Here is a 24,381-nt window from a genome sequence, read left to right on the forward strand (position 1 = left end):
AGAAATAACCTATCCGGGCGCAGTCGGCAAAAATCCATTACTTGTTCATCAAGGCGCTTCTCACTGGCGCCGGGTTCGCCTCAAGAACCTGCCGCACGATGAAGGTTTGCTCAACGCGGTCAAGGGCTTTGCTGAGGTGCTGCATCGCGGCTTGATACCGGGTAGGGCATGCCGGGCCGTTGGTGCGGTCCAGACGCTCCAGGATGCGGCCGAGCAGGTGCACGGCAGTCAGGTGGGTCAATGGCGCGGTTGGGGCTTTGCGCAAGGCATTCATGGTTTCCTTTCCACAGCTTGGGACACATTCATCCGGGGGCTGTCAAAGATGGGTCCAACACAATTTCAATGTAGACCTTGCCCTTGTCGCTTGTTGTCAGATCACAGTCAAACAAAGTGTCGGATAGAACTGACACATCGGGCCTAAATGCCTGATTCGTTCTGGCCAAGCGCGGGGTGGTTGTCCAGCCATTTCGCCAAGTCAACCCGGCGGCCGCTGCGAATGTCGATGGCCTCCACGATCCGGCTGATGCGCAAGATGATGTCTTGCTCATCGGCCTCCCGACGCACAGTGACACTGCGCAAACCGGGATGAACCGAGATGACACGCACCGTGGTGTTCTGCAAAACGCCGTTGGTGTCTATGTGCATGACGGCCCAATACTGGTCGCCAGCCTGCAGCAAGGCCTGGTCTTGATGGTGAAAGATGGCGCGGCGGATGCCTGCCAGGTAGGCCAGCATGCCTGTGCTTTGGGACGCCGGTTTGTGAGGCTTCATGTCGCGCTGCTGGCTGTCTTGGTGAGTTTCAAGATAGTGGGTGGGGCGCCATGCCAAACCAGTCGGCTGGGACACCATTTCTTTGTGGGGCGTCTCCTACAAATGGCTTTGCGGGATCAGCCCTCGCGCTGGGGGCCGCAGTGACGTCGACCGCCTGAGTTCATGCCTTGCTTGAAGACTGCCTGGCCCGCGGCGACCGCGATGACGAAGAGCTTCAACAGATGGATGACTGCGGCGGCGTTGGAAGTCCTCACCACCAGCCCCGAGCTTGAAAGTGTGGCTATCTTATCGATGGCCATTGGATTTGACACTCCCGCTGAAGGGGGTGCCTGGCATGCGCATTGCCATCAAAAAATACTGTCATCCCTCATGTCCAAAGGTTCAACCATGGAAACGATGCAAACTCAGTTCGTCAAGCCTGCCGCCAGGTCTTTGCTGGAGCGGGCGCTTGAGTGGTTGTTGTTGACCGCGCAATTCCTACTGAAAAATGAGCCAGACCTTCGCAGGTAGATCGCCATGCCCATCCCGAGTCAGATGAACCACATTGCCTTTTCTGCGCCCGGCGGGCCAGATGTGCTGCACATGGCCACGGCCCGGGTGCCGGAGCCGAGCCCCGGCGAGTTGCTCATCCATGTCGAGGCGGCAGGAGTCAACCGGCCCGACGTCCTGCAGCGCAGTGGGCACTACCCGGTGCCGGCTGGCGCCAACCAACACCTGGGACTGGAGGTGGCGGGTGAGGTGCTGGCCGTGGGGAGCGCCCACACAGGTTTCAAGGTGGGCGACAAGGTGTGCGCCTTGACCAATGGCGGGGGCTATGCCACGCACGTCAGGGTGCCCGCCACGCAGGCATTGCCCTGGCCCAAAGGCTATGACGCCATCCGGGCGGCGGCCCTGCCAGAGGCCTTTTTCACCGTTTGGGCCAATTTGTTCCAAATGGGGCATTTGAAGGCGGGGGAGACTGTGTTGTTGCACGGCGGCGGGAGCGGCATTGGCACCACGGCGACGCAGTTGGCCCGCGAATTTGGTGCGCACCCTTTTGTGACGGTGGGGAGCGAGTCGAAGCGCGAGGCTTGTCTGAAGTTGGGGGCCGAGTTGGTCATCAACCACCGTGAACAAGACTTTCAACAAGTCATTGCGGAGCACACCCAGGGACGGGGCGTGGATGTGATCCTCGACATCATGGGTGCCGTCTATTTCTCCCGTAACCTGGCATCCTTGGCCAAGGATGGGCGCTTGCTGCTGCTGGCCTTTCTGGGCGGCACGACGGTCAAGGAGTTCAACCTGGCGCACATCATGGCCAGGCGCTTGACCATCACGGGATCGGCCATGCGTCCACGGACAACGGATGAAAAGGCAGTGATCGCGGCCGAGCTGCAAGCCAAGGTCTGGCCGGTGCTGGAGGCGGGTCGCTGCGCGCCGCTTGTTCATGCCGTGTTCCCCTTGGCGAAGGCTGCAGACGCGCACCGCTTGATGGAAAGCAGCGACCACATCGGCAAAATCGTGCTGCAAGTCGGCTCTGCGTGAACGCATGAAACATGGATTCTGGACAAAGGCTGGCGTGATGCTGGCCGGGGTCGCATTGCTCGGGCTGGTGGCGTTCCAGCTCACCGTGCACCGCCTGCATGCCAACATTGAGAAAGCGCTGGGCCCCGGTGCCACCGTTGGGGCTCTGAGGGTTGGCTGGGCCAGTGTGGAGTTGCAAAACCTGCGTGTTCGGGCCAGCGGCAAAGGCTGGCCGGCCGAGGATGAAATGCGCGCCAGCAAGGTCACCGTGGTGCCCGACATGTTCAGCTTGTTTGGCAATGCCTGGCGAGTGCGCAGCGTGAGCGTGGAGGGCGCCTACCTGTCTGTGTTGCGCACGGCCGATGGCAAGCTGCGGGTGCTTCCGGCCTTGTTCGAGCATGCGGGCTCACCCAGCGCACAGCCGCCCACCGACCATCCTGGCAAAGAGGGGCCTGCACCTCAGATTGACATTGGCCAAGTGTCCATGGCGGGCGCTCAGGTGGCCTTCTATGACGCCAGTGTCAGGCAACCGGCTCACCTGGTCCGCATTGACCAACTGGCCATTGAGTTGGCCCACTTGTCGGTGCCTGCCTTGGACCAGGCCATGCACATTGACCTGCAAGGCGTGGTCAAAGGTCCGCAGCGCGATGGCCGCATCAAGGTGGCAGGCGAGTTCACGCCGGCCACGCACGATGCTCACCTCAAAGGGCAGTTGGCCGGGGTCGATTTGATCGCCTTGCAGCCTTACCTGGTGAAGCTGAACGAAGGGGGCGTGCGCGCCGGCACCTTGGACCTGAGCTTTGATGCCCAGGTGGTGAGTAACCATTTGCGTGCGCCCGGAGTCATCACCTTGACAGGCTTGGAGCTGAACAGCGGCGGCGGCTTGTTCAGCACTTTTGCGGGGGTGCCTCGCCGAGCGGTCATTGCCGCCATGAGCGAGCAGGGCCGCATCGAATTGAAATTTTCGCTGGATGGTCGGCTGGACGACCCGCGCTTCTCGCTCAACGAGCAGCTGGCCGTGCGGGTTGCTGCAGGTTTGGCCGAATCATTGGGCGTCAGCCTGACTGGCATGGTTGAAGGCGTGGGCAGCGTGATCAAAGGCCTGTTTGGTCGTTGACAATCGGGTTTCCATTGACCTGAGCTGTTGACCCAAGGAGAAGCCATGACGACGAACTTTGCCACCTGCGACCTTTGCGACGACCACAAGAACGACACCGATGGCGCCTTCCGCGTCTTGCCCCCCGTGTTCAAGGACTATGGCAAGCGCCTGAAGTTCAGCGGCCCCGTCAGCACGGTCAAGTGCTTCGAGGACAACACCCTGGTCAAGGCGGCGGTTGATTCGCCCGGCCTGGGCCGCGTGCTGGTGGTGGATGGCGGTGCATCGCTGCGCCGCGCGTTGGTGGGCGGCAACCTGGGCAAGGCGGCGGCCAAAAACGGTTGGGTCGGCGTGATCGTTGATGGTTGCGTTCGTGATTCGGCAGAACTCGCTGAATGCGACGTGGGCATCCGTGCGTTGGCATTGATGCCGTGGCCCACCGAGAAGCGCAAGGAGGGCCAAGCTGATGTGCCCGTGCAGATTCAAGGCGTGTGGGTGCGGCCCGGTGATTGGCTCTATGCCGATGAAGATGGCATTGTGGTGATGCCCCAAGCCAAGGCTTGATGAACCTGGATGCAAGGCGTTATCCGTTTTCGATACCCCTCATCTAGGGTATGCCGCATGGTGATAAATTTCCGCAAATGCTAATAGATTAGGGGGATGGACAAACTGAATCTGGCATTGCAGGGAACGCTGGCTGACTACATCAGCTTCATGGACAAGACGGTCGCCAACCGTCAAACGGCGGTAGCACCAGAGTCTCTGCTGGGCCGCTTGAGCATCTTGCCCATGGGCTGGGACATCCTCGACGAATACGGCCTGGACACCTTCTCCAAACAAATCGTGGGCGCGGTGTTGCCCTGGGCCCAAGCCAAGGATCGCCGGGGCCGCCCCTTGGCCGAAGGCGTGAACTTTGGCAGTCAAGACTACCTGTCGCTGTCCAGCCATCCTTTGATCCGCGAAGCTGCCGTGCAGGCCATTGAGCAGTTGGGCGTGCACGTGGGGGGCAGTGCGGCCTTGATGGGCAACAGCGAAGCCTCGGTGCAACTGGAATGCGAGCTGGCAGACTGGCTGCACCTGAAGGACTGCTCGCTGTTCCCGACCGGTTGGGCGGCGGGCTATGGCGGCATACGCGCCTTGGTGCGCGATCGCGATCATGTGGTGATCGATCGACTGGCGCATGCTTGCCTTCAAGAAGGCGCGCGTGGGGCCACCCGCCATGTCCACACCTTTGACCATTTGTCCGTCCATGCGCTGGAGCGGCAATTGATGGCGGTGCGCGAGAACCACCCGTCCGCGGGGATCCTGGTGGTGACCGAGTCACTGTTCTCGATGGACTCAGATGTGCCCGACCTGAAAGCGCATCAGGAATTGGCGCACCGCTATCAGGCCACCTTGCTGGTTGATGTGGCTCACGACCTGGGCAGCATGGGCCCCGAAGGTCTGGGCGCCATCCAAGAGCAAGGGATGTTGGGAAAAATCGACGTGGTGGTCGGGACGTTCTCCAAAACCTTCGCGTCCAACGGGGGCTTTGTGGCCAGCAATGAGCCGGGCCTGAAGCTGGCGATCCGCTTTGGTTGCGGGCCGCACACGTTTTCGAATGCGATGTCACCGGTTCAGGCGCGGGTGGTGCTCAAGGCGCTGGAGATCGTCCGCTCGGAAGAGGGCGCCGAGCGTCGCCGTCGATTGCATGCCAATACCTTGGCATTGCGGGCCAAGCTGAGCACCTTGGGGTGCACGGTGATGGGGGTGCCCAGCGCCGTGGTGCCGGTGCTGATGGGCGGCACTTCGCAATGCCGCATGGTGTCCAGGTTCTTGCTGGCGGGTGGTGCCATTGCCAATGCGGTGGAATACCCGGCGGTGCCGCGCGATGCTGCGCGCTTGAGGCTGCAGGTCATGGCTGACCACTCACCGGCCGACATAGAGACCTTTGTGTCCGTGCTTTCGCTGGCCATGCAGGAAGCCGACGCCATGTTGGTCAAGCTGCATTCGGAGAACGACGGTGTGCTGCCTGCAGCGCCGCCGCCTGAGGCCTCGCCGTTTGCCTCAAGCCAGGGTTAGCACTTCCAGCACGCGGTCCAGGCCGCCCGTGTTGATGGCAATCATGGCCTGCTCGCGAACCTTGGGCTTGGCGTGGTAAGCCACGCTCAGCCCTGACACGCCCATCATCGGCAAGTCATTGGCGCCATCGCCCACGGCGATGGACAGCTTGGGATCACATTGCAGGCGGGCGCACAGGGCCAGCAGGTGCTGCTTCTTGGCTTCGCCATCCACGATGTCGCCCAGCACGCGGCCAGTGAGCAAGCCGCCTTCGATCTCGAGAAGGTTGGAGTGGGCTTCGTGAATGCCCAGGCGCGCTTTGACGCGGTCGGCAAAGAAAGTGAAACCGCCAGACACCAGCAGCGTTTGCAGCCCGGCTGCCTTGGCGGCATTGATCAACTCAGGCGCACCGGGGTTGATTTTCAAGCGCTGGTCATAGACTTCTTGCAAGGCTTCGGCGGGCACGCCTTTCAGCAAAGCAACGCGACGAGTCAGGCTGTCCTTGAAGTCGGTGATTTCGCCGCGCATCGCGGCCTCGGTGATGGCGGCCACTTCGGCTTTTTTGCCCACGGCGTCGGCGATCTCATCAATGCACTCGATGCTGATCAGCGTGGAGTCCATGTCAAAGGCGATGGCCTTGAAGGCGCTGAGCTTCAACGGTGGGGTGAAGCGTTGGAGGACGAGGCCAGGGGCGTGTTCAGGGGCAAGGCTCATGGATTTGGCGGTTGGGGTGCGGCTGGCAGGATTATCAGGCCTGTCTGCCGCACCTCATCCGGGTCAAATCGGCTACTGCCTCATTGTCATGGACGACGTCGTGCCACGGTGACCGCCACGCCCAATCCCGCCAGCATCAGCAGATAGGCCTGGGGTTCGGGAACCGCCGCTGCGAAGCTCAAGGTCACGTCGAGCGAGGAATCGCGCACGCCGGTGCCGGTGGCCACGAGCTTGTACGTCCCCGGCCCGATCGCACCGGCCAGCGTTGAGTGGGCAAAGCCGCCCAAAACTCCGGCAAAGGCGTCGCTGGCGACGAGCGTGTTGCTGGAGTCGAACAGATCCAGGTTCACGCCAATCAGGCGCGGGGCGGTTCCGACTGCGGTGGAGATTTCCCAGGCGGCTTCGCCCGTGAAGCTGCCAATGCCAGCGCCCACGGTGAAGGTGATCGACTGGTTGAGCGGGCCAACCTCATCGGTCACCAGGGTGTTGAGCCGAAGGTTGTCACCGGCTGCGAAGGGCGTGGGCAGCGTGGCGGCCACATTCAGCACGTTGAAGTTCACCGGCTTGGTGACAGCGTGCGCGGTGGAGACCAGCGCGCTGCCCATGAGCAGCGCGGCTGGCAACAGCTTGGACAAGGTCAGTTGATTCACATTCACCTCCTGTTTGAAGAAGCTAACGGACAAACCCAGGCCACACCTTCCGCCTGAGCAAGGTACAACTTTTTGATCTTAGCGAGTCAAAGCATGCGACACCAGTATTTAAACTAGGGATGAGGGATCCCTATTTGATGGGTTGACCCAGCGATTTCAACAAATCGCGCACGTACTGAGCGCGGTCCTTGGGGTCGCTCAATGACTTTTCGACACGTAATTTGTCATTGCCCGCCAGCTTGATGTGCCGGTTCTTCTGCACCAGTTCGATGATGCGCATGGGCTCGACCGGGGCATTGGCGCGGAAGGTGATGTTGATCAGGCCGGGCGTGGCATCGACCTTCTGCACGCCGTAGGGCTTGGCCTGCACGCGCAAGCGGTGCGTGTCGAACAGCGTTTGCGCCTGCGCGGGCAGCTTGCCGAAGCGGTCGATGATCTCTTCCATCATGGCTTCGATCTTGTCGATGGAATCGGCCGTGGCCACGCGCTTGTAAAGGCTCAATCGCACATGCACGTCGCCGCAATAGCTGTCGGGCAACAGGGCGGGCGCGTGCAGGTTGATGTCCGTGCCGCCGCCAAACAGGCCCAGGGGCGACAGCAGATCAGGCTCCTTGCCCGCCTTGAGTGAACGCACGGCCTCGCCCAGCATCTCGTTGTAGAGCTGGAAGCCCACTTCCATCATGTTGCCGCTCTGGTTGTCGCCCAGCACTTCGCCGGCGCCTCGGATCTCCAGATCGTGCATGGCCAGGTAGAAGCCGGAGCCCAGCTCTTCCATGCTCTGGATCGCCTCCAGGCGCTGCGAGGCCTGCTTGGTCAGCCCCTCCACATCCGGCACCAACAAGTAGGCATAGGCCTGGTGGTGAGAGCGCCCCACGCGGCCGCGCAACTGGTGCAACTGCGCCAAGCCGAACTTGTCGGCGCGGCTCATGATGATGGTGTTGGCCGTGGGTACGTCGATGCCGGTTTCGATGATGGTCGAGCACAGCAGCACGTTGTAGCGCTGCGCCACAAAGTCGCGCATCACGTGTTCCAGCTCGCGCTCGGGCATCTGGCCGTGGGCGATGGCGATGCGGGCCTCGGGGATCAGCTCGCTCAGTTTGTCGCGACGGTTCTCAATGGTGTCGACTTCGTTGTGCAGGAAGTAGACCTGGCCGCCGCGCTTCAGCTCACGCAGCACGGCCTCGCGGATCACGCCGCTCGACTCTGATCGCACGAAGGTCTTGATGGCCAGGCGGCGTTGTGGCGCCGTGGCGATCACGCTCAAATCACGCAGGCCTTCCATGGCCATGCCCAGGGTGCGCGGGATGGGCGTGGCGGTGAGTGTGAGCACGTCAATGTCGGCGCGCATGGCCTTGATGGCCTCCTTGTGGCGCACACCGAAGCGGTGTTCCTCGTCGATCACCAGCAGGCCCAGACGCTTGAATTTGACCGACTCGCTGAGCAGCTTGTGCGTGCCGATGACGATGTCGATGGTGCCGTCTTCCAGGCCTTGCATCGCGGCCTTGATCTCCTTGGCGGAGCGGAAGCGCGACATCTCGGCCACCTTCACCGGCCACTGCGAGAAACGGTCGGAGATGTTGTGATAGTGCTGCTCGGCCAGCAAGGTGGTGGGCGCGAGGATGGCCACTTGCTTGCCGCCGGTGACGGCCACGAAGGCGGCGCGCAGGGCCACTTCGGTCTTGCCAAAGCCCACGTCGCCACAGACCAGGCGGTCCATGGGGCGGGGGCTGATCATGTCCTGGATGACCGCGTGGATGGCGGCGCGCTGGTCGGCGGTTTCTTCGAAACCGAAACTGGCGGCAAAGGCCTCGTAGTCTTGCGCGCTGAAGCGGAAGGCAAAGCCTTCGCGGGCCGCGCGGCGGGCGTACAGGTTGAGCAGCTCGGCGGCGGTGTCGCGCACCTGCTCGGCGGCCTTGCGCTTGGCCTTTTCCCATTGGCCCGAACCCAGGCGGTGCAGTGGGGCTTCGTCGGCGCTGACGCCGGTGTAGCGGCTGATCAACTGCAGTTGCGACACGGGCACGTACAGCGTGGCGGCGTCAGCGTAGGTCAGGTGCAAGAACTCGGAGGGGCCACTGCCCAGGTCCAGGTTGATCAAGCCCTGGTAGCGGCCGATGCCATGGTTGGCGTGCACGACCGGATCGCCCACATTCAGCTCGGACAGATCCTTGATCAGCGAGTCGACGTCGGTGGTTTGCTCCTGTTTGCGACGGCGGCGTGTGGTGGGCGCGGCGTCGAACAGCTCGGTCTCGGTGATGAACTGCAGGCCGACGCCTGCCTGTGTGCCATTGCCACTCAGGTCTTGCCAGATGAAGCCGCCAGCGAACGGCGCCACGGCCATGGCCATGCGGTGGTCGCTGGCCTCGAACGCTTTCAAGGAGTCAACACTGGGCAGGTCGATTTGGTGGTCGCGGAGCAACTCCAGCAGGCTCTCACGGCGGCCATTGCTTTCGGCGATGACCAGCACGCGCTGCGTGGCGCTTTTAAGGTGCGCTTGCAGCTTGCGCAAAGGCTCTTGCGCATTGCGTTCGGTGGACAGGTCGGGCAGGGGGCGGGCCCAGTCAACGGCCTCGTTGCCACGGATGGACAACTGCGCATGGGCGCCTGCCAGGGTGAAGAAGTCCTCTGTCTTGAGGTACAGCTCTTCGGGCGGCAGCAAGGGTCGCTCGGGGTCGTGCTGCAAAAAGCGATGGCGCTCGCGGGTCTCGACCCAGAACTTGCGCAAGGTCTCGTCCAGCTCGCCATGCAAAACCAGCACGGCCTTTTCACCCAGGTGCTCGAAAATGCTGGCGGTCTGGTCGAAGAACAAGGGCAGGTAGAACTCGATGCCGCCCGGCACCATGCCGTTGCCGATGTCCTTGTACAGGCGGGCCCGCGTGGGATCGCCTTCGATCTTCTCGCGCCAGCGTTTGCGGAAGGCCGCGCGCGCATCCTCGTCCATCGGGAACTCGCGACCCGGCAGCAGGCGCACTTCGGGCACGGGGTAGAGGCTGCGCTGGGTGTCGGGGTCGAAGGTGCGGATCGAGTCGATCTCGTCGCCGAACAAGTCGACCCGGTAGGGCACCAGCGAGCCCATGGGGAACAGGTCGATCAGGCCACCGCGCACCGCGTACTCGCCTGGCGAGACAACCTGGCTGACGTGGGTGTAGCCCGCCAGGGTCAATTGCGACTTGAGCGCGGCTTCGTTGAGCTTTTGCTTTTGTTTGAAATGGAAGGTGTAGGCGGCCAGGAAGGAAGGCGGCGCCAGGCGTGTTAGCGCGGTGGTGGCTGGCAGCAGCACCACGTCCACACCGGTGTCGGCTGCGACCCCTTGTTGCACGCGCCACAGGGTGGCCAGCCGCTCCGAGATCAAATCCTGGTGGGGCGAGAACGTGTCGTAAGGCAGCGTTTCCCAGTCGGGAAAGATGGCGCAACGTAAATCAGGGGCAAAAAATGCCATCTCGTCCATCAAGCGCTGCGTGTCGGCCGGGTCGGCGGCGATCAGCGCAGTCACGTGGCCTTCGGCTTTGCGGGCCTGGGCAAATTGGGCGATCAACAGCGCATCGGCGGAGCCCAGAGGGCGGGGCACGGTGTAGCGTTTGCCAATGGCGATGGAGGGGAGCTTGAGCGAGGGCAACATGGGCGGCGCAGAAATGACAAAGCGCCCGGCGGCGGGCTGCGGCCGGGCGTTGATCTGAACAAGGCTTCATTGTAGGTGGGCGACAATCACGCATGCCCAGCGCCACGCCTTTGACCCCTTTGATGTTCTCTGCCCATGGCTTTCAGCCGCGCTGCTTTGCCTTGGTGCCCTGCGCGGGCGTGGGCGAGCGCGCCGGGGTAGGCGGTCCCAAGCAATACCACCCCGTGGCGGGGCAATCGGTGGTGGCGCACACGTTGGCCGCTTTGACCGCAGTGCCACGCCTGGATGCCACCTTGGTGGTGCTGTCGCCCCACGATGCGGTGTTTGAGCAGCATGTGCCTGGATTCACGGGTGAGCGCGCCTGGGTGGCCCGCGTGGGTGGTGCCTCGCGCGCTGAAAGCGTGGCCAATGGCCTGGAAGAACTGGTGGCCCGTGGGGCCCAGCCTCACGACTGGGTGCTGGTTCACGACGCGGCCCGCTGTCTGGTCCAGCCCGACTGGGTCAACCGTTTGATCGACGAGTGCCAGGATGATGAAGTGGGCGGCTTGTTGGCCTTGCCAGTGGCCGACACGCTGAAGGCTTCGCAAATGGGATCAAGCGGTGAACCGCGCGCCCAAGGCACGGTGGACCGCGCCGCCAAGTGGTCGGCCCAAACCCCTCAGATGTTCCGCCTGGGGCTGCTGCGTCCCGCCTTGGTCGCGGCCTTGAGCGATCCTCAAACCGCAGCGGCCATCACTGACGAGGCGAGTGCCATTGAGGCTTTGGGTCACTCGCCGCGCCTGGTGCTGGGCGCGTTCGAGAACCTCAAGCTCACTTGGCCGGGCGATTTCGCGCTGGCCGAACGCCTTTTGGCGACACGGCCGACACCTCGGTGACCGAAGGGTTGGCGGCTTCCTTGAAGGCCGCGGCCACGATGGGCTTGGCCCAATCGGGCGTGCTGGCCAGGGCCGTCGCCTGCAAAGGGGCGGCCACGCGCCCAGGTTCGCCCAAACCTCGCTGAGCCCCTTGCCAATGCAGTACCAACCGGGGCTGTGGCGCCAAACCAGCCTGGGGATCGGCCTCAACCGTGTTGTCGTACACACGAAGTTCGGTCAGGTGAGGTAACAGTTGGATCAACTGCAGGCGGCTTTGGTCAAAGCGGCGGCGGATGTCCACCTCGGGGATGTCGTGTCCGCCCTTGGCCACCCGGGCCTTGACCCGGGCAATGTGGTGGTCGGCACTGAGCAGGCCCACGTACCAAAGGCGCACCTCAAAGCCTTGCAAGGCGGCCTCTTCCAGCAAACGCGTGAAGCTGCGCCCGCCCAGGGTGGTTTCGAAGTTGTAGTCCAGTTTTTGCGCGATGGCCTGCTGCAGCAGGCGCTTGCCCTCGTGCCACGCGGCGCTGTTGGCTTGCGTGGCGCTCAGGTGCGGCTGCGCGCGGCGAATGGCCGCGGCAGCTTCGTCCGGATTGAAGTAATGGCCCCCACGGCGGCGAATGTTGGCACCACCAATGCTGCTCTTGCCGGCACCGTTGGTGCCCGCCAAGACAAAAATTCGGGGGACGTGGGCAGTTGATGCCACGGCAGGATCTCTCTGATTTTTTATAAAGCAGCAGCACGGCATGTCCGTGTGGCTGGGTTGGATCAACCTGGGCGCATCAAGCGCTTGTCGATGTAGCGTAAGCCACCGCAGCCTGGCCCAGTTCATCGGGGGGCGCATCAAAGGCGTCCATCAAGGCATCGCGCGACGTTGCCGTTTGCATGCGCTGCAAAAGGTGATCGAATTCTTGCGTCAGGCTGTCCAGTGGCTGGTGTTGGCCATCCAGCAAGGCCTGGTAGGCGTCCATGGAAAGCACGATGGCGGTGGGCCGGTCACGCTTGGTGATGGCCACCATGCCTTGGCTGGACGCCGTGTCGAGCACCAGTCCAAAGCTGTTTTTAGCCTCGGTGGCTGAAAACTCGGGGACTTCCACCTGTTCGCCACGGTGGTTGCGCAAGGTCAGTGCGGTCATGTTGGACGCCTTCATGCAAACATGCTTTGATCGTTTTCAGCGATCGATTGGCCATTCTAGCCATTTCGTCCAAAATGTCCAGGCCTGAAGGCCAGAATGGCCAATCCGGCCAGGGCATACAGTGCCAATGTTGAGGGCTCGGGCACATTCGAGGCCCAAATGACCTGCTGGCCCGAGCTGGCCATGGTGGCGTTGATCCAGTTCTTGTAGTTGGCCACTTGGACAAAAGCCGAGCCCTCCGAGGCCCCGGTGGTGTCATTGACCAGGGCGGCCGACGCAATGCCCAGGAGCAAGGATCCAGCGCTGTCGCTCACAGTCCCTTTGAAGAGCGCGCTGCCGCTGTCCCCACTTTGCAAGTAAGCCTGGCCATTGGTGATGATCCAGTTCACCGTGGATGTGGTGTTGTTCTCCGTGTTGGTGATGATGGTGCCCGAGGCCAGCGTGGTGGAGAAGCCATTGGGCTGCTGGTTCTGTGCCGTGACCATGGTCAGCGTGCCCAGCGAGGCGGCCTGGTTGTTCTTGATCACCTGGTCATTGAGGATGGGCGTGGCCGTGTCCAACGAGGTGGACAGGTGTACCAAGGCGATGTCGTTGCTGGGGAACGCTGCGCTGGAGAAGGTGTAAATCGCATCGATCAGGGAAGCTCCGCCCAGCGAGTCAAAACTGCTCGCACCCACGGACAGCCCGTTGGCCACGTGGGCGGCGGTCAGTACCCAGTTGTCGGCAATGAGCACACCAGAGGCGCTGCCCAACTCGCCCACCGCGCTGAAACTGCTGGTGTTGCTCCCGTTGACGATGGCGTGCGCAGGTAAGGCGCACCAGAGCGCTGCGACCGTGAGGACGCTGGATAACAGGCGCAGGGATTTCTGGCGGTGCTTCATCTTGTCTTTCCAAGGCTTGATTGAGGTGTATTTTCTTCAAGCCAAGCTTGTGGTTGAAGCGCGTTATCCCGAGGCTCAGCGACCTTTACCCTTCTTCATGAGGTCACTGTGGGCTCTCAGGGCTACCAGGAAACCTCTTGCTCCGGGCTGGCCTTGATGCGGTGGATCGACAAGTCGGCGCCGTCGAATTCTTCTTCCTGCGACAGCCTCAAGCCCAACACTTTGTTCAGAACGCCGTAGACCATCAGGCTGGACACCAAGGCAAAGCCCACCACCAGCACCGTTCCAAGTACTTGGGCACCAAAGTGAACACCACCCATGCCGCCCAGCGCTTTCTGACCGAAGATGCCGGCCGCGATGCCACCCCACGCGCCGCACAGGCCGTGTAGCGGCCACACGCCCAGCACGTCGTCGATCTTCCATTTGTTCTGCGTCAGCGTGAACATGAAGACGAAGATGGCGCCAGCAATCGCACCCACGGCCAAAGCGCCCGCAGGGTGCATGACGTCTGATCCTGCGCACACGGCCACCAGCCCGGCCAAGGGGCCGTTGTAGACGAAGCCAGGATCGTTTTTGCCCAGCAAGGCCGCCACCAGCGTGCCGCCCACCAGGGCCATCAGCGAGTTCACCGCCACCAGGCCCGAGATCTTGTCGATGGTCTGCGCACTCATCACGTTGAAGCCGAACCAGCCCACCGCCAGGATCCACGAGCCCAGGGCCAGGAAGGGGATGCTGGAAGGCGGGTGGGCCGATATGCCGCCGTCCTTGCGGTAGCGGTTGCGCCGCGCGCCCAGGATCAGCACGGCGGGCAGTGCAATCCAGCCGCCAAAGGCGTGTACCACCAAGGAGCCTGCAAAGTCGTGCAGGGGGCCGCCGGTGACGCTTTCAATCCACGTCTGAAACCCGAATTTGTTGGCCCATACCGCGCCTTCACACAAGGGATAAAACACACCCACAATCACGGCCGTGGCCAGCATTTGCGGGTGGAACTTTGCCCGCTCGGCGATGCCGCCAGAGATGATGGCGGGAATGGCCGCGGCAAAGGTCAGCAGGAAGAAAAATTTGACCAGTTCGTAGCCATTCTTCTGGGCCAGCACTTCGGCACCACTGAAGAAGTCAACGCCATAGGCCACGGTGTAGCCCACAAAAAAATACGCGATGGTGGACACGCAAAAATCCACCAGGATCTTGACCAGGGCATTGACCTGGTTCTTGCCGCGCACCGTGCCCAACTCCAGAAACGCAAATCCGGCGTGCATGGCCAACACCATGACCGCCCCCAGCAGGATGAACAGCGTATCCGTGCCTTGTTTCAATGACTCCATGAGATGCCCAAAAATCCAAATGAATTGAAGAAGAAAAACCGCACCGATTTGGGGTCGAATGCGTACCGATGCCCATATATGCACCAATAAAAGCAAAAAATGGGCCTGTTTGGTGTGCCGATGTTTGGATGTTGTGCATCAGGCTTGCCCGCATTTGGGGCATTGGCCGTGGTCAGCAGCCTGGTGTCACCCCTTGCTGAACCAATTTGGTGCGTTGATTTGATCGTCCGGCTTGTTCAACGCCGACCATGGGTGATCATGCTGGGTTCAAAATGGAGCCCGCCTGACGAACAGGCCTGCAAGAGGACTGACATGACGATTCGAGTTGGAGAAGGTTGGGACACACACGCGCTGGTCACAGGGCGGGCGCTGATCCTGGGTGGTGTCACCATTGAGCACACCCATGGATTGCTGGGGCATTCCGATGCCGATGCGTTGCTGCACGCCATCACCGACGCCCTGTTGGGCGCGGCGGGTCTGGGCGACATTGGCCGCCACTTTCCCGACACGGACCCCACCTTCAAGGGCGCTGATTCTGTGGTCTTGTTGCAGGAGGCCGTTCGACAGGTGGCGCAGGCCGGTTGGATGGTGGGCAATGTGGACAGCACCATCGTGGCCCAGGCGCCCAAGATGGCGCCTCACATCCCAGCCATGCGGGAGCGAATTGCCAGCGCCCTGGGTGTGAGCGTTGACGCGGTCAACGTCAAGGCCAAAACTGCTGAAAAAATGGGCCCCGTGGGTGAAGGCCGGGCCATCGAGGCCCGCGCCGTTTGCCTACTTTTGAAGAAGGCCTGATTGAATCAAGGCGCCCGCTTCAGCCTGATTTGAGCGACCAAGCCACCGCCTGGGGCATTGCCCAGGTCCAGTTGTCCGCCCATGCGCTGAAGCGCTTTCTCCACGATCGCCAGGCCCAGCCCGGCCCCCGTAGCCGCTGTGCGTGCGGCATCGCCCCGGAAAAACGGGGTCGTCAGCTGAGCCAGCTTTTCTGCGGCAACACCCGGACCATGGTCGCGCACCGTCAACAACACCCACGATCCTGAGCGCGTGTAGCTGACCTCGACATTGGCCACACCCGTGTAGGTATTGCGGCCATAGCGGCGGGCATTCTCGAACAAGTTGGTCAGCACGCGGCCCAGCTCGGTCTCGTCGGCCATCACCTTGGTGTCAATGGGCAGCTTGGCTCCGATGCGGATGCGCTTGGTGTCGCGGAACTGGCTGATGGCCTTGTCGACCACGGAAGACACGTGCACTGGCACCAGCGTGACATCGCCGGGTCGCGCGTAGTCCATGAACTTGTCGATGATGGCGTCCAGCTGATCGATGTCGGCCGCGATGTTGCGCTTGGCTTCTTCATCGACCACGCTCATCTCGGCTTCCAGGCGGATGCGGGCCAGCGGCGTGCGCAGGTCGTGCGAGATGCCGGCCAGCATCACCGCGCGGTCTTCGTCCACCTTGGCCAGCTCGCGCGCCATGCGGTTGAAGCCCTGGTTCACCTCGCGGATCTCGCGTGTGATCATGGACTCATCAAGCACCGAGTCGTATTCACCCTCGCGGATGCGGCTGGCGGCGAACGACAGCTCTTTCAAAGGCTGGTTGATCAGCCGGGCAATCGTGGCCGACCCCAGGATCGTGGCGATGAAGGCGATGCCCACCCAGATGAACCAGGTGCGCCCGGTCATAGGCTCGATGCGCGAGGTGTCGGCTTGCAACCAGTAGTTATCCCGCTCAATCTGGAAACCGACCCACAAGCCTGGCACGCGGTTCACGCTGCTGGCCACCACCGTGGTGGGCCCCAGTCGTGAGCGCAACTCCTTGCCGATCGCATTGGTGAAACGGTTGACTTCAAACGGCTCGAACTGATCCGACGGTTCCCGCGCCTTGAGCGCGATCGACTCTTGCTCGGACATGGTCTTGATCAGCGTGACCCGGTTGATGCTGTCGGCGTAGCGCAAGGCTGCGCGAGACAAGTTGACCAGACTGGCCACTTGCTGTGCGGCTTGCACCGTGCGCGGCTCGAACTCCAGGGCCTTGAAGGTTTGAACCCAGGCCACGATGCCCAAAGTCAGCAACAGGGCCAGAAGGATGAAGGTCCGCCAGAACAGACTGAGGGCGAAACGATTTCTACGCATGCGCCACCATCAAGCCCCACCGTCCGGCACGAACACATAACCCACGCCCCAGACCGTCTGGATGTAGCGGGGCTGTGAGGGATCGGGCTCGATCATCTTGCGCAGGCGCGAGATCTGCACGTCCAGGCTGCGGTCAAAGGGCTCGAACTCGCGGCCACGGGCCAGCTGCGCCAGCTTGTCGCGCGACAGGGGTTGGCGGGGATGGCGCACCAACGCCTTGAGCATCGAGAACTCGCCGGTGGTCAGCGCCAGGGGCTCGCCTTCCTTGCTCAAGCGGCGCAAGGCCAGGTCGAACTCAAATGGGCCGAACTGAACGGTTTGCGCTTCCTTGGCCGGGGCGCCGGGCGCCTCGGGGGCAGGGCGCCGGCGCAGCACGGCGTGGATGCGGGCCAGCAACTCGCGCGGGTTGAAAGGCTTGGGCATGTAGTCGTCGGCGCCCACTTCCAGGCCCACGATGCGGTCCACGTCCTCGACCTTGGCGGTCAGCATGATGATGGGCGTGCTGTCGTTGGCAGCACGCAGGCGGCGGCAGATGGACAGGCCATCTTCGCCGGGCAGCATCAGGTCCAGCACGATCAGGTCGACGGTTTCGCGGGTCAGCAGTCGATTAAGGGCTTTGGCATCTTCGGCCAGAAGGACTTCGAAGCCTTCCTGGCTAAGGTAGCGGCGCAACAAATCCCGGATGCGGGCGTCGTCGTCCACCACCAGAATGCGATCTGGGCGCTGGGTATTGGCTGTGGTGGTCATCCGTCTCTCCTCGGAATTTGTAACAAGCCGGGATTGTGCGCACTTTGCACACGCAAAAACCGGTGCTCTGACCCCTTGTTACAAATCTTGCGCTCTTGGAGTTAGGGCGTCAAGGGGGTCTTGACATGCCGCTGAATGCCCTGAGTGTCAGCGGGGGCGGGGCTTGGCGCGTTAGATTGCAGCACCGCTAGGCCGGACCTCGGTCCGTTTGCCTGATTCAAAAACCCCTGTTGCTAGGAGCCTTCATGCCTCGTTATTCGGTCCCCATGTTGTTGAGTTCGGCCTTGTTGGCCATGAGTGCGTCGGTGGCTCAAGCCGCAGAGCCCCTGCGCGCGAATGTGGTCAGCTTCCAAACCACGGCCACCCAGGAGGTCACACAAGACCTGTTGGCCGTCACTTTGCAGGCCAACCGAGAAGGCGCCCAGGCTGCGGAAGTTCAAAGCGGGCTCAAGCAGGCCTTGGACGCGGCCCTGACCGAAGCCAAGCGCTCTGCCCAGGCTGGCGCCATGGAGGTGCGCACCGGCTATTTCGCGATCAATCCGCGCTACGGCAACAACGGCCGCATCAATGGTTGGCAGGGCACGGCACAACTGGTGCTGGAAGGCACGGACACCACGCGCATTTCGCAGACCGCGGGCAAACTGAATCAACTCAATGTGGTGAACGTGAGTTACGGCCTGTCACGGGGTCTGCGTGAGCAGCACGAGTCGGCGCTCACCGCTGATGCCATCACCCGTTTCCGCAACCGTGCGGGCGAGTTGGCTAAGAACTTTGGTTTCACCGGCTACTCGCTGGGCGAAGTCAATGTCCAAACCGGCGAACCCGGGTTTCAAGGCCGTCCGATGATGATGGCGATGCGCGCCAAAGCGGCCGATGTGGCCGAAGCAGCCTTGCCCGTCGAGCCGGGCAAAGGCGTGCTCACCGTGACCGTGTCGGGTCAGGTGGTTTTGAGCAAGTGAGGTGCAGGGGTGGCCTCGAGGGCGGGCTGATCGCGCCACAGGCCACCCTTGAGCGTCTGGTGTGGCCGAAAGTGCGTCTTGTAGGCCATCTTGCGGCTCTGCTCGATCCAGTAGCCCAGGTAAACGTGTGGCAGGTTCAACTGCTGCGCCTGGTCGATTTGCCAAAGCACGCTGTAGGTCCCATAGCTTTTATTGGCTTCGGGCTCGTAGAAGGTGTAGACCGCTGACAGACCGTCGTTGAGGATGTCGAGGATCGACACCATCTTCAGGACGCCTTGGGTCTGGCCGGCCAACGGCGGTTCGCGGAACTCCACCAGCCGCGAGTTGACCCGGCTTTGCAGCAGGAACTGGGTGTACTGATCGACCGAGTCGTGGTCCATGCCGCCGCCTTTGTGGCGACCAGCCTGGTAGCGAAGGTAGAGCTGGTAGTGCTCGGGCGTGAAGCACAGGCGCAACACGCGCGCTTCCAGGCCTTGATGGGACTTCCAGGCTCGCAATTGGCTGCGGCTGGCCACAAAGCGCTCTACGGGGATCCGCAAAGGCACGCAGGCCTGGCAGCCATCGCAATACGGGCGGTAGGTGAACATGCCACTGCGCCTGAAACCGCTGGCCACCAAACCTGAGTACACGTCGGCGTTGATCAGGTGACTGGGCGTGGCGACCTGTGAGCGTGCCACCTTGCCATCCAGGTAGCTGCATGGGTAGGGCGCCGTGGCATAGAACTGCAAGGAAGCCAGGGGGAGGTCTTTGAGGTGCGTCACGCTGCCAAATCCAGGTGGGACCAGAATGAATCATCATAGGCCCAAACCGCAGGTCCCTTGAGGTAGGCGCCCCCCCTCAAATGGGCCTCGAATTCAGCGCGGGGCCAGGTGCGCCCGCCCAGTGAGGCCAGGTGGCTGGTGCGCTGCTGGCAATCGATGACGGTGATGCCATGCGCACGGCAAAAGCACACCAACGCGGCAAGCGCAATCTTGGACGCATCAGCCTGCCGGGCGAACATCGACTCGCCGTAAAACATCTGTCCCAGACCGATGCCGTACAGGCCGCCTACCAGGTCGCCATCCACCCAAGTTTCGAAGGAGTGCACTTGGCCGACGGCATGCCAGTGCTTGTAAGCGGCCTGCATGGCCGGCACGATCCAGGTGCCATTCTGGCCGTGGCGCGGCGCGTTGGCGCAGGCCTCGATGACTTGGTCAAACGCCGTGTCGATGCGGATTTCGCAGCCCGGTGTGCGCAAAAACTTGCCGATGGTTTTGCGCAAGGACCGGGTCAATTTGAATTCGTCCACCGGCAGCACCATGCGCGGGTCAGGGGTCCACCATAGGATGGGTTGTCCTTCGCTGAACCATGGAAAGATGCCATGACGGTAAGCGTCGGTCAGGCGAGCCACGCTCAAATCGCCGCCAGCGGCCAGCAGGCCGGGTGCGTCGGTGTCGGCACCCCAGGCGTGCACGGTATCGGGGAAGGGGTCGAGCGCGTTAAGCCAAGTGATCATGGTCCCCGAGCATACGCAAGCCATCAACAGACGAAAAAAAGCCCGATGGCGAACCACCGGGCTTAAGGGTACCTTGAACGAATTTCAGGAGGTACCGAGGAGACAACCTTTCGATGAGTGCCGTTGTGGTGCAACTGCATCTCTCGGATCGGGTGCCGAAAGCCAAAGTCAAGGCATTGGCTTTCGGGCCGCACCTTGGCTGATCAGGCAGCCTTGCGGGGCTTGACCGTGGCAGCTTGGGTGGCCTTGACGGCGGTGTTGGAGATGGCCTGGAAGTTGGCTTCGGCCACGTCGGCGGCTTGCTTGGCAGCCTTGTGCACCGAGTCAAACGCGTTGTTGGCGGCGGCGACAGCCGACTTCACCAACACCACGGCGTTTTCAGTGCCGGCGGGTGCGTTCTTCACGGCGTTGTCCACCACGGACATGAATTTTTTCTGGGCTTCGGACATTTGGCCTTCGGCGACCTTGCTGACTTCAGCGCTCGTGCTGGAGGCGATGTCGTACAGGTGACGGCTGTAAGCGGCGGCCTTTTCAGCGGACGGTTGCAGCAGGCTGGTGTTCAGGGCCAGAAACTCTTGAGCGTCTTTCACGGACAGGACAGCCTTGGTGTGCTCGGACACTTCATCCAGCGTGGCCTTGGCCACTTGCAAATTCAGTTCCACCAGCTTTTCTACGCCTTCAAAAGCCTTTTGGCCCAGATCCATCAGGGTGGCGATGTTGGCTTTGTGGTTGGCCATGAGTTGTTCAGCGGTCAGCATGTCATATCTCCGTAAGATTGATGGGTTAAGTCGCTGCGCTCTGTGCTCAAACTGCTTTGTTGCGCTGCAACATGCCCCCAAGTATATGGATCTGCAAATACTTTGCAAGTTTTTTTTGTGCAGTGCAGCAAAAGGTGGGTGAAAGCTTGGTTTTTTCCACTTTTGTCGGGGTGGGGCTCGGCTTGACCTACACTTGGCGTCCTCGAATCCACACACTCCTGATCGATTAATCATGAGCCTGCTGCTAGTCTCTCCCGGTGCCAAAGCACCCGATGCGTTCAACGTCATCATCGAAATCTCGGCCAACGCCGACCCTGTCAAGTACGAAGTCGACCATGAAACCGGTGCGGTTTTTGTGGACCGCTTCATGGGCACGGCCATGCACTATCCGTGCAACTATGGCTACGTGCCACAAACCCTCGCCGACGATGGCGATCCGGTCGATGTGCTGGTCGTGACGCCTTTCCCCCTGCCTCCTGGCGTGGTGGTGGCCTGTCGTCCCCTGGGCATCCTGAAGATGGACGACGAAGCCGGTGGTGACTCCAAACTGGTGGCCGTGCCGACTGAAAAGCTGTGCCCCATGTACAAGAAGGTCCAGACCCTGGAAGACCTGCCCGAGCTGTTGCTGGCGCAGATCAAGCATTTCTTCGAGCACTACAAGGACCTGGAGCCCGGCAAGTGGGTGAAGGTCATTGGCTGGGCTGGCATGGAAGACGCCAAGGCCGAAGTGACGACCGGCATCGCCAACTTCAACAAGAAGCACGCCTGATTTTTTGATCGAGCCTGCATGAAAAAACCGCCGGGCCCGTGAGGGCTTTGGCGGTTTTTTTCTGTCGGAACGCAAGGTTCATTCCAGGCGTTTGATCACCTTGGCCAGTGTTGATGCAATCTGGTCGATCTGGCTGTCGTTGATGATCAGTGGCGGCGAAATGGCGATGTTGTCGCCCGCAGCGCGCACCAGCACACCTTCTTCCCAGCAGCCCAAGAAGGCCTCAAAGGCCCGGCGACCAGGGGCAGCGCCAGCCCGCGGTGCGAACTCGACCGCCACCACGGCGCCCGTGTTGCGGATGTCCACCACGTTGGGCAGGCCCTTGAGGGCGTGGAAGGCCGACTCGAACTTGGACTCCAGTTGCGCACCGCGCGTCAGCAGGCCCTCTTCTTCGTAAGTGTCCAGGGTGCCGTGGGCGGCGGCGCAGGCCATGGGGTGGGCCGAATAGGTGTAGCCGTGGGGCAGCTCGATGGCGGTGGGCGGACCCTGCATGAACGTGTCGTGGATGCCTTGTTTGGCGAACACGGCGCCCATGGGGATGACGCCATTGGTGATGCCTTTGGCGGCGGTCAGCAGGTCGGGTGTCACGCCATAGTGCTGTGCCGCGAAGGTCGAGCCCAGTCGGCCGAACCCGGAAATCACCTCGTCAAAAATCAGCAGGATGCCGTGCTTGTCGCAGATGTCGCGCAGGCGCTGCAGGTAGCCTTTGGGGGGCAGCAGCACGCCCGTTGATCCGGCCATGGGCTCGACAATGACGGCGGCGATGGTGGAAGCATCGTGCAGCGTCACCAGGCGTTCGAGGTCATCGGCCAACTCCGCACCGTGCTCAGGCTGACCTTTGGTGAAGGCATTGCGAGCCAGGTCATGGGTGTGGCGCAGGTGGTCCACGCCGGTGACCAGGTTGCCAAACAGCTTGCGGTTGGGGCCCAGTCCACCCACGGCGGTGCCCGCGAAATTGACGCCGTGGTAGCCCCGCTCTCGCCCGATCAAGCGGGTGCGGTGGCCTTCGCCCCGCAGGCGGTGGTAGGCGATGGCGATCTTCAAGGCCGTGTCCACGGCTTCAGAGCCCGAATTGGTGAAAAACACCTTGTTCAGGCCTTCCGGCGTCAGTTTGACCAGCCGTTCTGCCAGCGAAAACGCCAGGGGGTGGCCCATTTGAAAGGGCGGCGCATAGTCCATCTCCGCCACTTGACGGGCAATCGCCTCGACGATACGTGGTCGGGCATGACCCGCATTGACGCACCACAGACCCGACGTGCCATCCAGGATCTCGCGCCCCTCGGGCGTCCAGTAATGCATGCCATTGGCCTTGGCCAGCATGCGCGGTGACTGCTTGAATTCCCGGTTTGCCGTGAATGGCATCCAGAAGGCGTCCATGTTTGGGTTCACGTTGTGCTCCATGTGTTTTCAAGCCACCCTACAGCATTGGGCCAGTGCTGGCATTTTTACGCCCAAAAATGGGGAAGATGGAGTCTTGGCTGAAAAATTGAGTCTTATATAAGACATAAGTCTTTGAAATCTTCGCTGAACTCTGTAGAATCGCGGGTTTTCCTCGTACCCACCAACCTCCCCCGGAGATGTCATGACGAAACTCACCCGCGAACAACAGATCGCCGCCCTGGAAAAAGACTGGGCCGAAAACCCCCGCTGGAAGCTGGTCACGCGCGGTTACTCCGCTGCTGACGTTGTGCGTCTGCGCGGCAGCCTGCAGCCTGAGTACACCTTGGCCAAGAACGGCGCTGAAAAGCTGTGGGAAAAAGTCAACGGCGGCGCCAAGAAGGGCTACGTCAATGCCTTCGGCGCGATCACCGCTGGTCAAGCCATGCAACAAGCCAAGGCTGGCCTGGAAGCCGTGTACCTGTCGGGCTGGCAAGTCGCCGCCGACGGCAACACGTCGGAAACCATGTACCCCGACCAATCGCTGTACGCGTACGACTCGGTGCCCACCATGGTTCGCCGCATCAACAACACGTTCAAGCGCGCTGACGAAATCCAATGGGGCCGTGGCATCAACCCAGGCGACGAAGGTTTCGTTGACTACTTCCTGCCGATCGTCGCTGACGCTGAAGCCGGTTTCGGTGGCGTTCTGAACGCTTTCGAACTGATGAAGAACATGATCGCTTCGGGCGCTGCTGGTGTTCACTTCGAAGACCAATTGGCTGCTGTGAAGAAGTGCGGCCACATGGGCGGCAAGGTTCTGGTTCCTACCCGTGAAGCCATCGAAAAGCTGAAGGCTGCTCGTTTCGCTGCTGACGTGATGGGTGTGTCCACGATCGTTCTGGCCCGTACCGATGCTGAAGCTGCCAACCTGTTGACCAGCGACTGCGACGACAACGACAAGCGTTTCGTCACCGGCGAGCGCACTCAAGAAGGCTTCTACCGCGTCAAGAACGGTCTGGAACAAGCCATCAGCCGTGGCGTTGCTTACGCTCCCTACGCCGACTTGGTCTGGTGTGAAACTGGCGTGCCTGACATTGGCTTTGCCCGTGAATTCGCGCAAGCTGTGCACGCCGCCTGCCCCGGCAAGCTGCTGTCGTACAACTGCTCGCCTTCGTTCAACTGGAAGAAAAACCTCAACGACAAGCAAATCGCTTCGTTCCAAGAGGACCTGTCGGCCCTGGGCTACAAGTACCAGTTCATCACGCTGGCTGGCATCCACATCAACTGGTACAACACGTTCCAGTTCGCTCACTCCTACGCCAACGGCGAAGGCATGAAGCACTACACTGAAATGGTCCAAGAACCCGAATTCGCTGCTCGCGAAAAGGGCTACACCTTCGTGTCGCACCAACAAGAAGTCGGCGCTGGTTACTTCGACGACGTGACCACCGTGATCCAAGGTGGTTCGTCTTCCGTGAAGGCCCTGACCGGCTCGACCGAAGAAGAACAGTTCCACTGATCTGCGCCGTGAGGTCCGCTGCAAGCGGGCTTCGCGTGT

The 24,381-nt window shown here is 61.7% G+C and carries 25 protein-coding genes; 10 read left to right on the forward strand and 15 right to left on the reverse strand.

Annotated features, from left to right (window positions below; translation table 11 throughout):
• Positions 1-37: 37 nt before the first annotated feature.
• Together PSV38_RS13920 and PSV38_RS13925 are read right to left on the reverse strand one after the other, a co-directional pair.
• Complete coding sequence (locus PSV38_RS13920) at positions 38-274, reverse strand: hypothetical protein (protein ID WP_300548376.1); 237 nt, start codon at positions 272-274, stop codon at positions 38-40.
• 143 nt (positions 275-417) lie between these two features.
• Complete coding sequence (locus PSV38_RS13925; protein WP_300548377.1) at positions 418-771, reverse strand: hypothetical protein; 354 nt, start codon at positions 769-771, stop codon at positions 418-420.
• A gap of 201 nt (positions 772-972) precedes the next feature.
• On the opposite strand from PSV38_RS13925, the gene PSV38_RS13930 reads away from it, so the two are divergent.
• From PSV38_RS13930 to PSV38_RS13950, 5 genes are all read left to right on the forward strand, one after another.
• Complete coding sequence (locus PSV38_RS13930; protein ID WP_300548378.1) at positions 973-1,281, forward strand: hypothetical protein; 309 nt, start codon at positions 973-975, stop codon at positions 1,279-1,281.
• A 6-nt stretch (positions 1,282-1,287) separates the two neighbouring features.
• Positions 1,288-2,295, forward strand: coding sequence for an NAD(P)H-quinone oxidoreductase (locus tag PSV38_RS13935; protein ID WP_300548380.1), 1,008 nt, complete (start codon positions 1,288-1,290; stop codon positions 2,293-2,295).
• Between the two features lie 4 nt (positions 2,296-2,299).
• Positions 2,300-3,391, forward strand: a complete 1,092-nt coding sequence (locus tag PSV38_RS13940; RefSeq protein WP_300548382.1) for a DUF748 domain-containing protein — start codon at positions 2,300-2,302, stop codon at positions 3,389-3,391.
• A gap of 45 nt (positions 3,392-3,436) precedes the next feature.
• On the forward strand, positions 3,437-3,934 hold the full coding sequence (gene rraA, locus PSV38_RS13945) for a ribonuclease E activity regulator RraA (RefSeq protein ID WP_300548384.1): 498 nt from the start codon (positions 3,437-3,439) through the stop codon (positions 3,932-3,934).
• Between the two features lie 96 nt (positions 3,935-4,030).
• The gene (locus tag PSV38_RS13950) at positions 4,031-5,431 is read left to right on the forward strand and encodes an aminotransferase class I/II-fold pyridoxal phosphate-dependent enzyme (RefSeq protein ID WP_300548385.1); all 1,401 of its coding nucleotides are present in this window, start codon (positions 4,031-4,033) and stop codon (positions 5,429-5,431) included.
• Here the strand turns inward: PSV38_RS13950 and serB are convergent.
• The 3 genes from serB to mfd all read right to left on the reverse strand — a co-directional run bounded on the left by serB (position 5,417) and on the right by mfd (position 10,390).
• Complete coding sequence (serB, locus tag PSV38_RS13955) at positions 5,417-6,124, reverse strand: phosphoserine phosphatase SerB (RefSeq protein ID WP_300548387.1); 708 nt, start codon at positions 6,122-6,124, stop codon at positions 5,417-5,419. The genes PSV38_RS13950 and serB overlap by 15 nt on opposite strands.
• A gap of 86 nt (positions 6,125-6,210) precedes the next feature.
• Positions 6,211-6,774 carry a PEP-CTERM sorting domain-containing protein gene (locus tag PSV38_RS13960; RefSeq protein ID WP_300548389.1) on the reverse strand — a complete coding sequence of 188 codons (564 nt, stop codon included), beginning with the start codon at positions 6,772-6,774 and terminating at the stop codon, positions 6,211-6,213.
• 130 nt (positions 6,775-6,904) lie between these two features.
• Positions 6,905-10,390, reverse strand: a complete 3,486-nt coding sequence (gene mfd / locus PSV38_RS13965) for a transcription-repair coupling factor (protein ID WP_300548392.1) — start codon at positions 10,388-10,390, stop codon at positions 6,905-6,907.
• 92 nt (positions 10,391-10,482) lie between these two features.
• On the opposite strand from mfd, the gene ispD reads away from it, so the two are divergent.
• Complete coding sequence (gene ispD, locus PSV38_RS13970; protein ID WP_300548393.1) at positions 10,483-11,265, forward strand: 2-C-methyl-D-erythritol 4-phosphate cytidylyltransferase; 783 nt, start codon at positions 10,483-10,485, stop codon at positions 11,263-11,265.
• Here the strand turns inward: ispD and PSV38_RS13975 are convergent.
• The 4 genes from PSV38_RS13975 to PSV38_RS13990 all read right to left on the reverse strand — a co-directional run bounded on the left by PSV38_RS13975 (position 11,201) and on the right by PSV38_RS13990 (position 14,586).
• Complete coding sequence (locus PSV38_RS13975; protein ID WP_300548395.1) at positions 11,201-11,950, reverse strand: zeta toxin family protein; 750 nt, start codon at positions 11,948-11,950, stop codon at positions 11,201-11,203. The genes ispD and PSV38_RS13975 overlap by 65 nt on opposite strands.
• Before the next feature lie 76 nt (positions 11,951-12,026).
• A complete protein-coding gene (locus PSV38_RS13980) occupies positions 12,027-12,380 on the reverse strand; it encodes a type II toxin-antitoxin system Phd/YefM family antitoxin (protein ID WP_300548397.1) in 354 nt (117 codons plus the stop codon).
• Between the two features lie 56 nt (positions 12,381-12,436).
• Positions 12,437-13,261, reverse strand: a complete 825-nt coding sequence (locus PSV38_RS13985) for a trypsin-like serine protease (protein ID WP_300548399.1) — start codon at positions 13,259-13,261, stop codon at positions 12,437-12,439.
• Between the two features lie 122 nt (positions 13,262-13,383).
• The gene (locus tag PSV38_RS13990) at positions 13,384-14,586 is read right to left on the reverse strand and encodes an ammonium transporter (RefSeq protein WP_300548400.1); all 1,203 of its coding nucleotides are present in this window, start codon (positions 14,584-14,586) and stop codon (positions 13,384-13,386) included.
• Between the two features lie 312 nt (positions 14,587-14,898).
• On the opposite strand from PSV38_RS13990, the gene ispF reads away from it, so the two are divergent.
• A complete protein-coding gene (gene ispF, locus PSV38_RS13995) occupies positions 14,899-15,381 on the forward strand; it encodes a 2-C-methyl-D-erythritol 2,4-cyclodiphosphate synthase (protein ID WP_300548401.1) in 483 nt (160 codons plus the stop codon).
• Between the two features lie 5 nt (positions 15,382-15,386).
• Here ispF and PSV38_RS14000 read toward each other — a convergent pair whose 3' ends face one another.
• On the reverse strand, positions 15,387-16,715 hold the full coding sequence (locus PSV38_RS14000) for a sensor histidine kinase (protein ID WP_300548403.1): 1,329 nt from the start codon (positions 16,713-16,715) through the stop codon (positions 15,387-15,389).
• A 9-nt stretch (positions 16,716-16,724) separates the two neighbouring features.
• On the reverse strand, positions 16,725-17,462 hold the full coding sequence (gene ompR / locus PSV38_RS14005; protein WP_230182293.1) for a two-component system response regulator OmpR: 738 nt from the start codon (positions 17,460-17,462) through the stop codon (positions 16,725-16,727).
• Between the two features lie 245 nt (positions 17,463-17,707).
• Here ompR and PSV38_RS14010 point away from each other — a divergent pair, with 245 nt between their 5' ends.
• Positions 17,708-18,421, forward strand: a complete 714-nt coding sequence (locus tag PSV38_RS14010) for an SIMPL domain-containing protein (RefSeq protein WP_300548408.1) — start codon at positions 17,708-17,710, stop codon at positions 18,419-18,421.
• On the opposite strand, the gene PSV38_RS14015 is transcribed toward PSV38_RS14010, so the two are convergent.
• The 3 genes from PSV38_RS14015 to PSV38_RS14025 form a co-directional block, all read right to left on the reverse strand.
• Positions 18,400-19,182 (reverse strand): arginyltransferase, encoded by a 783-nt coding sequence (locus PSV38_RS14015; protein WP_300548411.1) that lies wholly within the window; start codon positions 19,180-19,182, stop codon positions 18,400-18,402. The genes PSV38_RS14010 and PSV38_RS14015 overlap by 22 nt on opposite strands.
• Complete coding sequence (gene aat, locus PSV38_RS14020; protein ID WP_300548414.1) at positions 19,179-19,916, reverse strand: leucyl/phenylalanyl-tRNA--protein transferase; 738 nt, start codon at positions 19,914-19,916, stop codon at positions 19,179-19,181. The genes PSV38_RS14015 and aat overlap by 4 nt, the downstream gene beginning before the upstream one ends.
• 203 nt (positions 19,917-20,119) lie before the next feature.
• Entirely contained in the window at positions 20,120-20,674 is a 555-nt protein-coding gene (locus PSV38_RS14025; protein WP_300548417.1) for a phasin family protein, read from the reverse strand.
• A gap of 232 nt (positions 20,675-20,906) precedes the next feature.
• On the opposite strand from PSV38_RS14025, the gene ppa reads away from it, so the two are divergent.
• Positions 20,907-21,443, forward strand: a complete 537-nt coding sequence (gene ppa, locus PSV38_RS14030) for an inorganic diphosphatase (protein WP_300548419.1) — start codon at positions 20,907-20,909, stop codon at positions 21,441-21,443.
• A 78-nt stretch (positions 21,444-21,521) separates the two neighbouring features.
• On the opposite strand, the gene PSV38_RS14035 is transcribed toward ppa, so the two are convergent.
• Positions 21,522-22,832 carry an aspartate aminotransferase family protein gene (locus PSV38_RS14035; protein ID WP_300548421.1) on the reverse strand — a complete coding sequence of 437 codons (1,311 nt, stop codon included), beginning with the start codon at positions 22,830-22,832 and terminating at the stop codon, positions 21,522-21,524.
• A 193-nt stretch (positions 22,833-23,025) separates the two neighbouring features.
• Between PSV38_RS14035 and aceA the strand changes: the two genes are divergently transcribed.
• Complete coding sequence (gene aceA / locus PSV38_RS14040) at positions 23,026-24,342, forward strand: isocitrate lyase (protein ID WP_300548423.1); 1,317 nt, start codon at positions 23,026-23,028, stop codon at positions 24,340-24,342.
• The last annotated feature ends 39 nt before the right edge of the window (positions 24,343-24,381 follow it).

Source organism: Aquabacterium sp. (genome assembly GCF_029946005.1).
Classification (GTDB): domain Bacteria; phylum Pseudomonadota; class Gammaproteobacteria; order Burkholderiales; family Burkholderiaceae_C; genus Aquabacterium.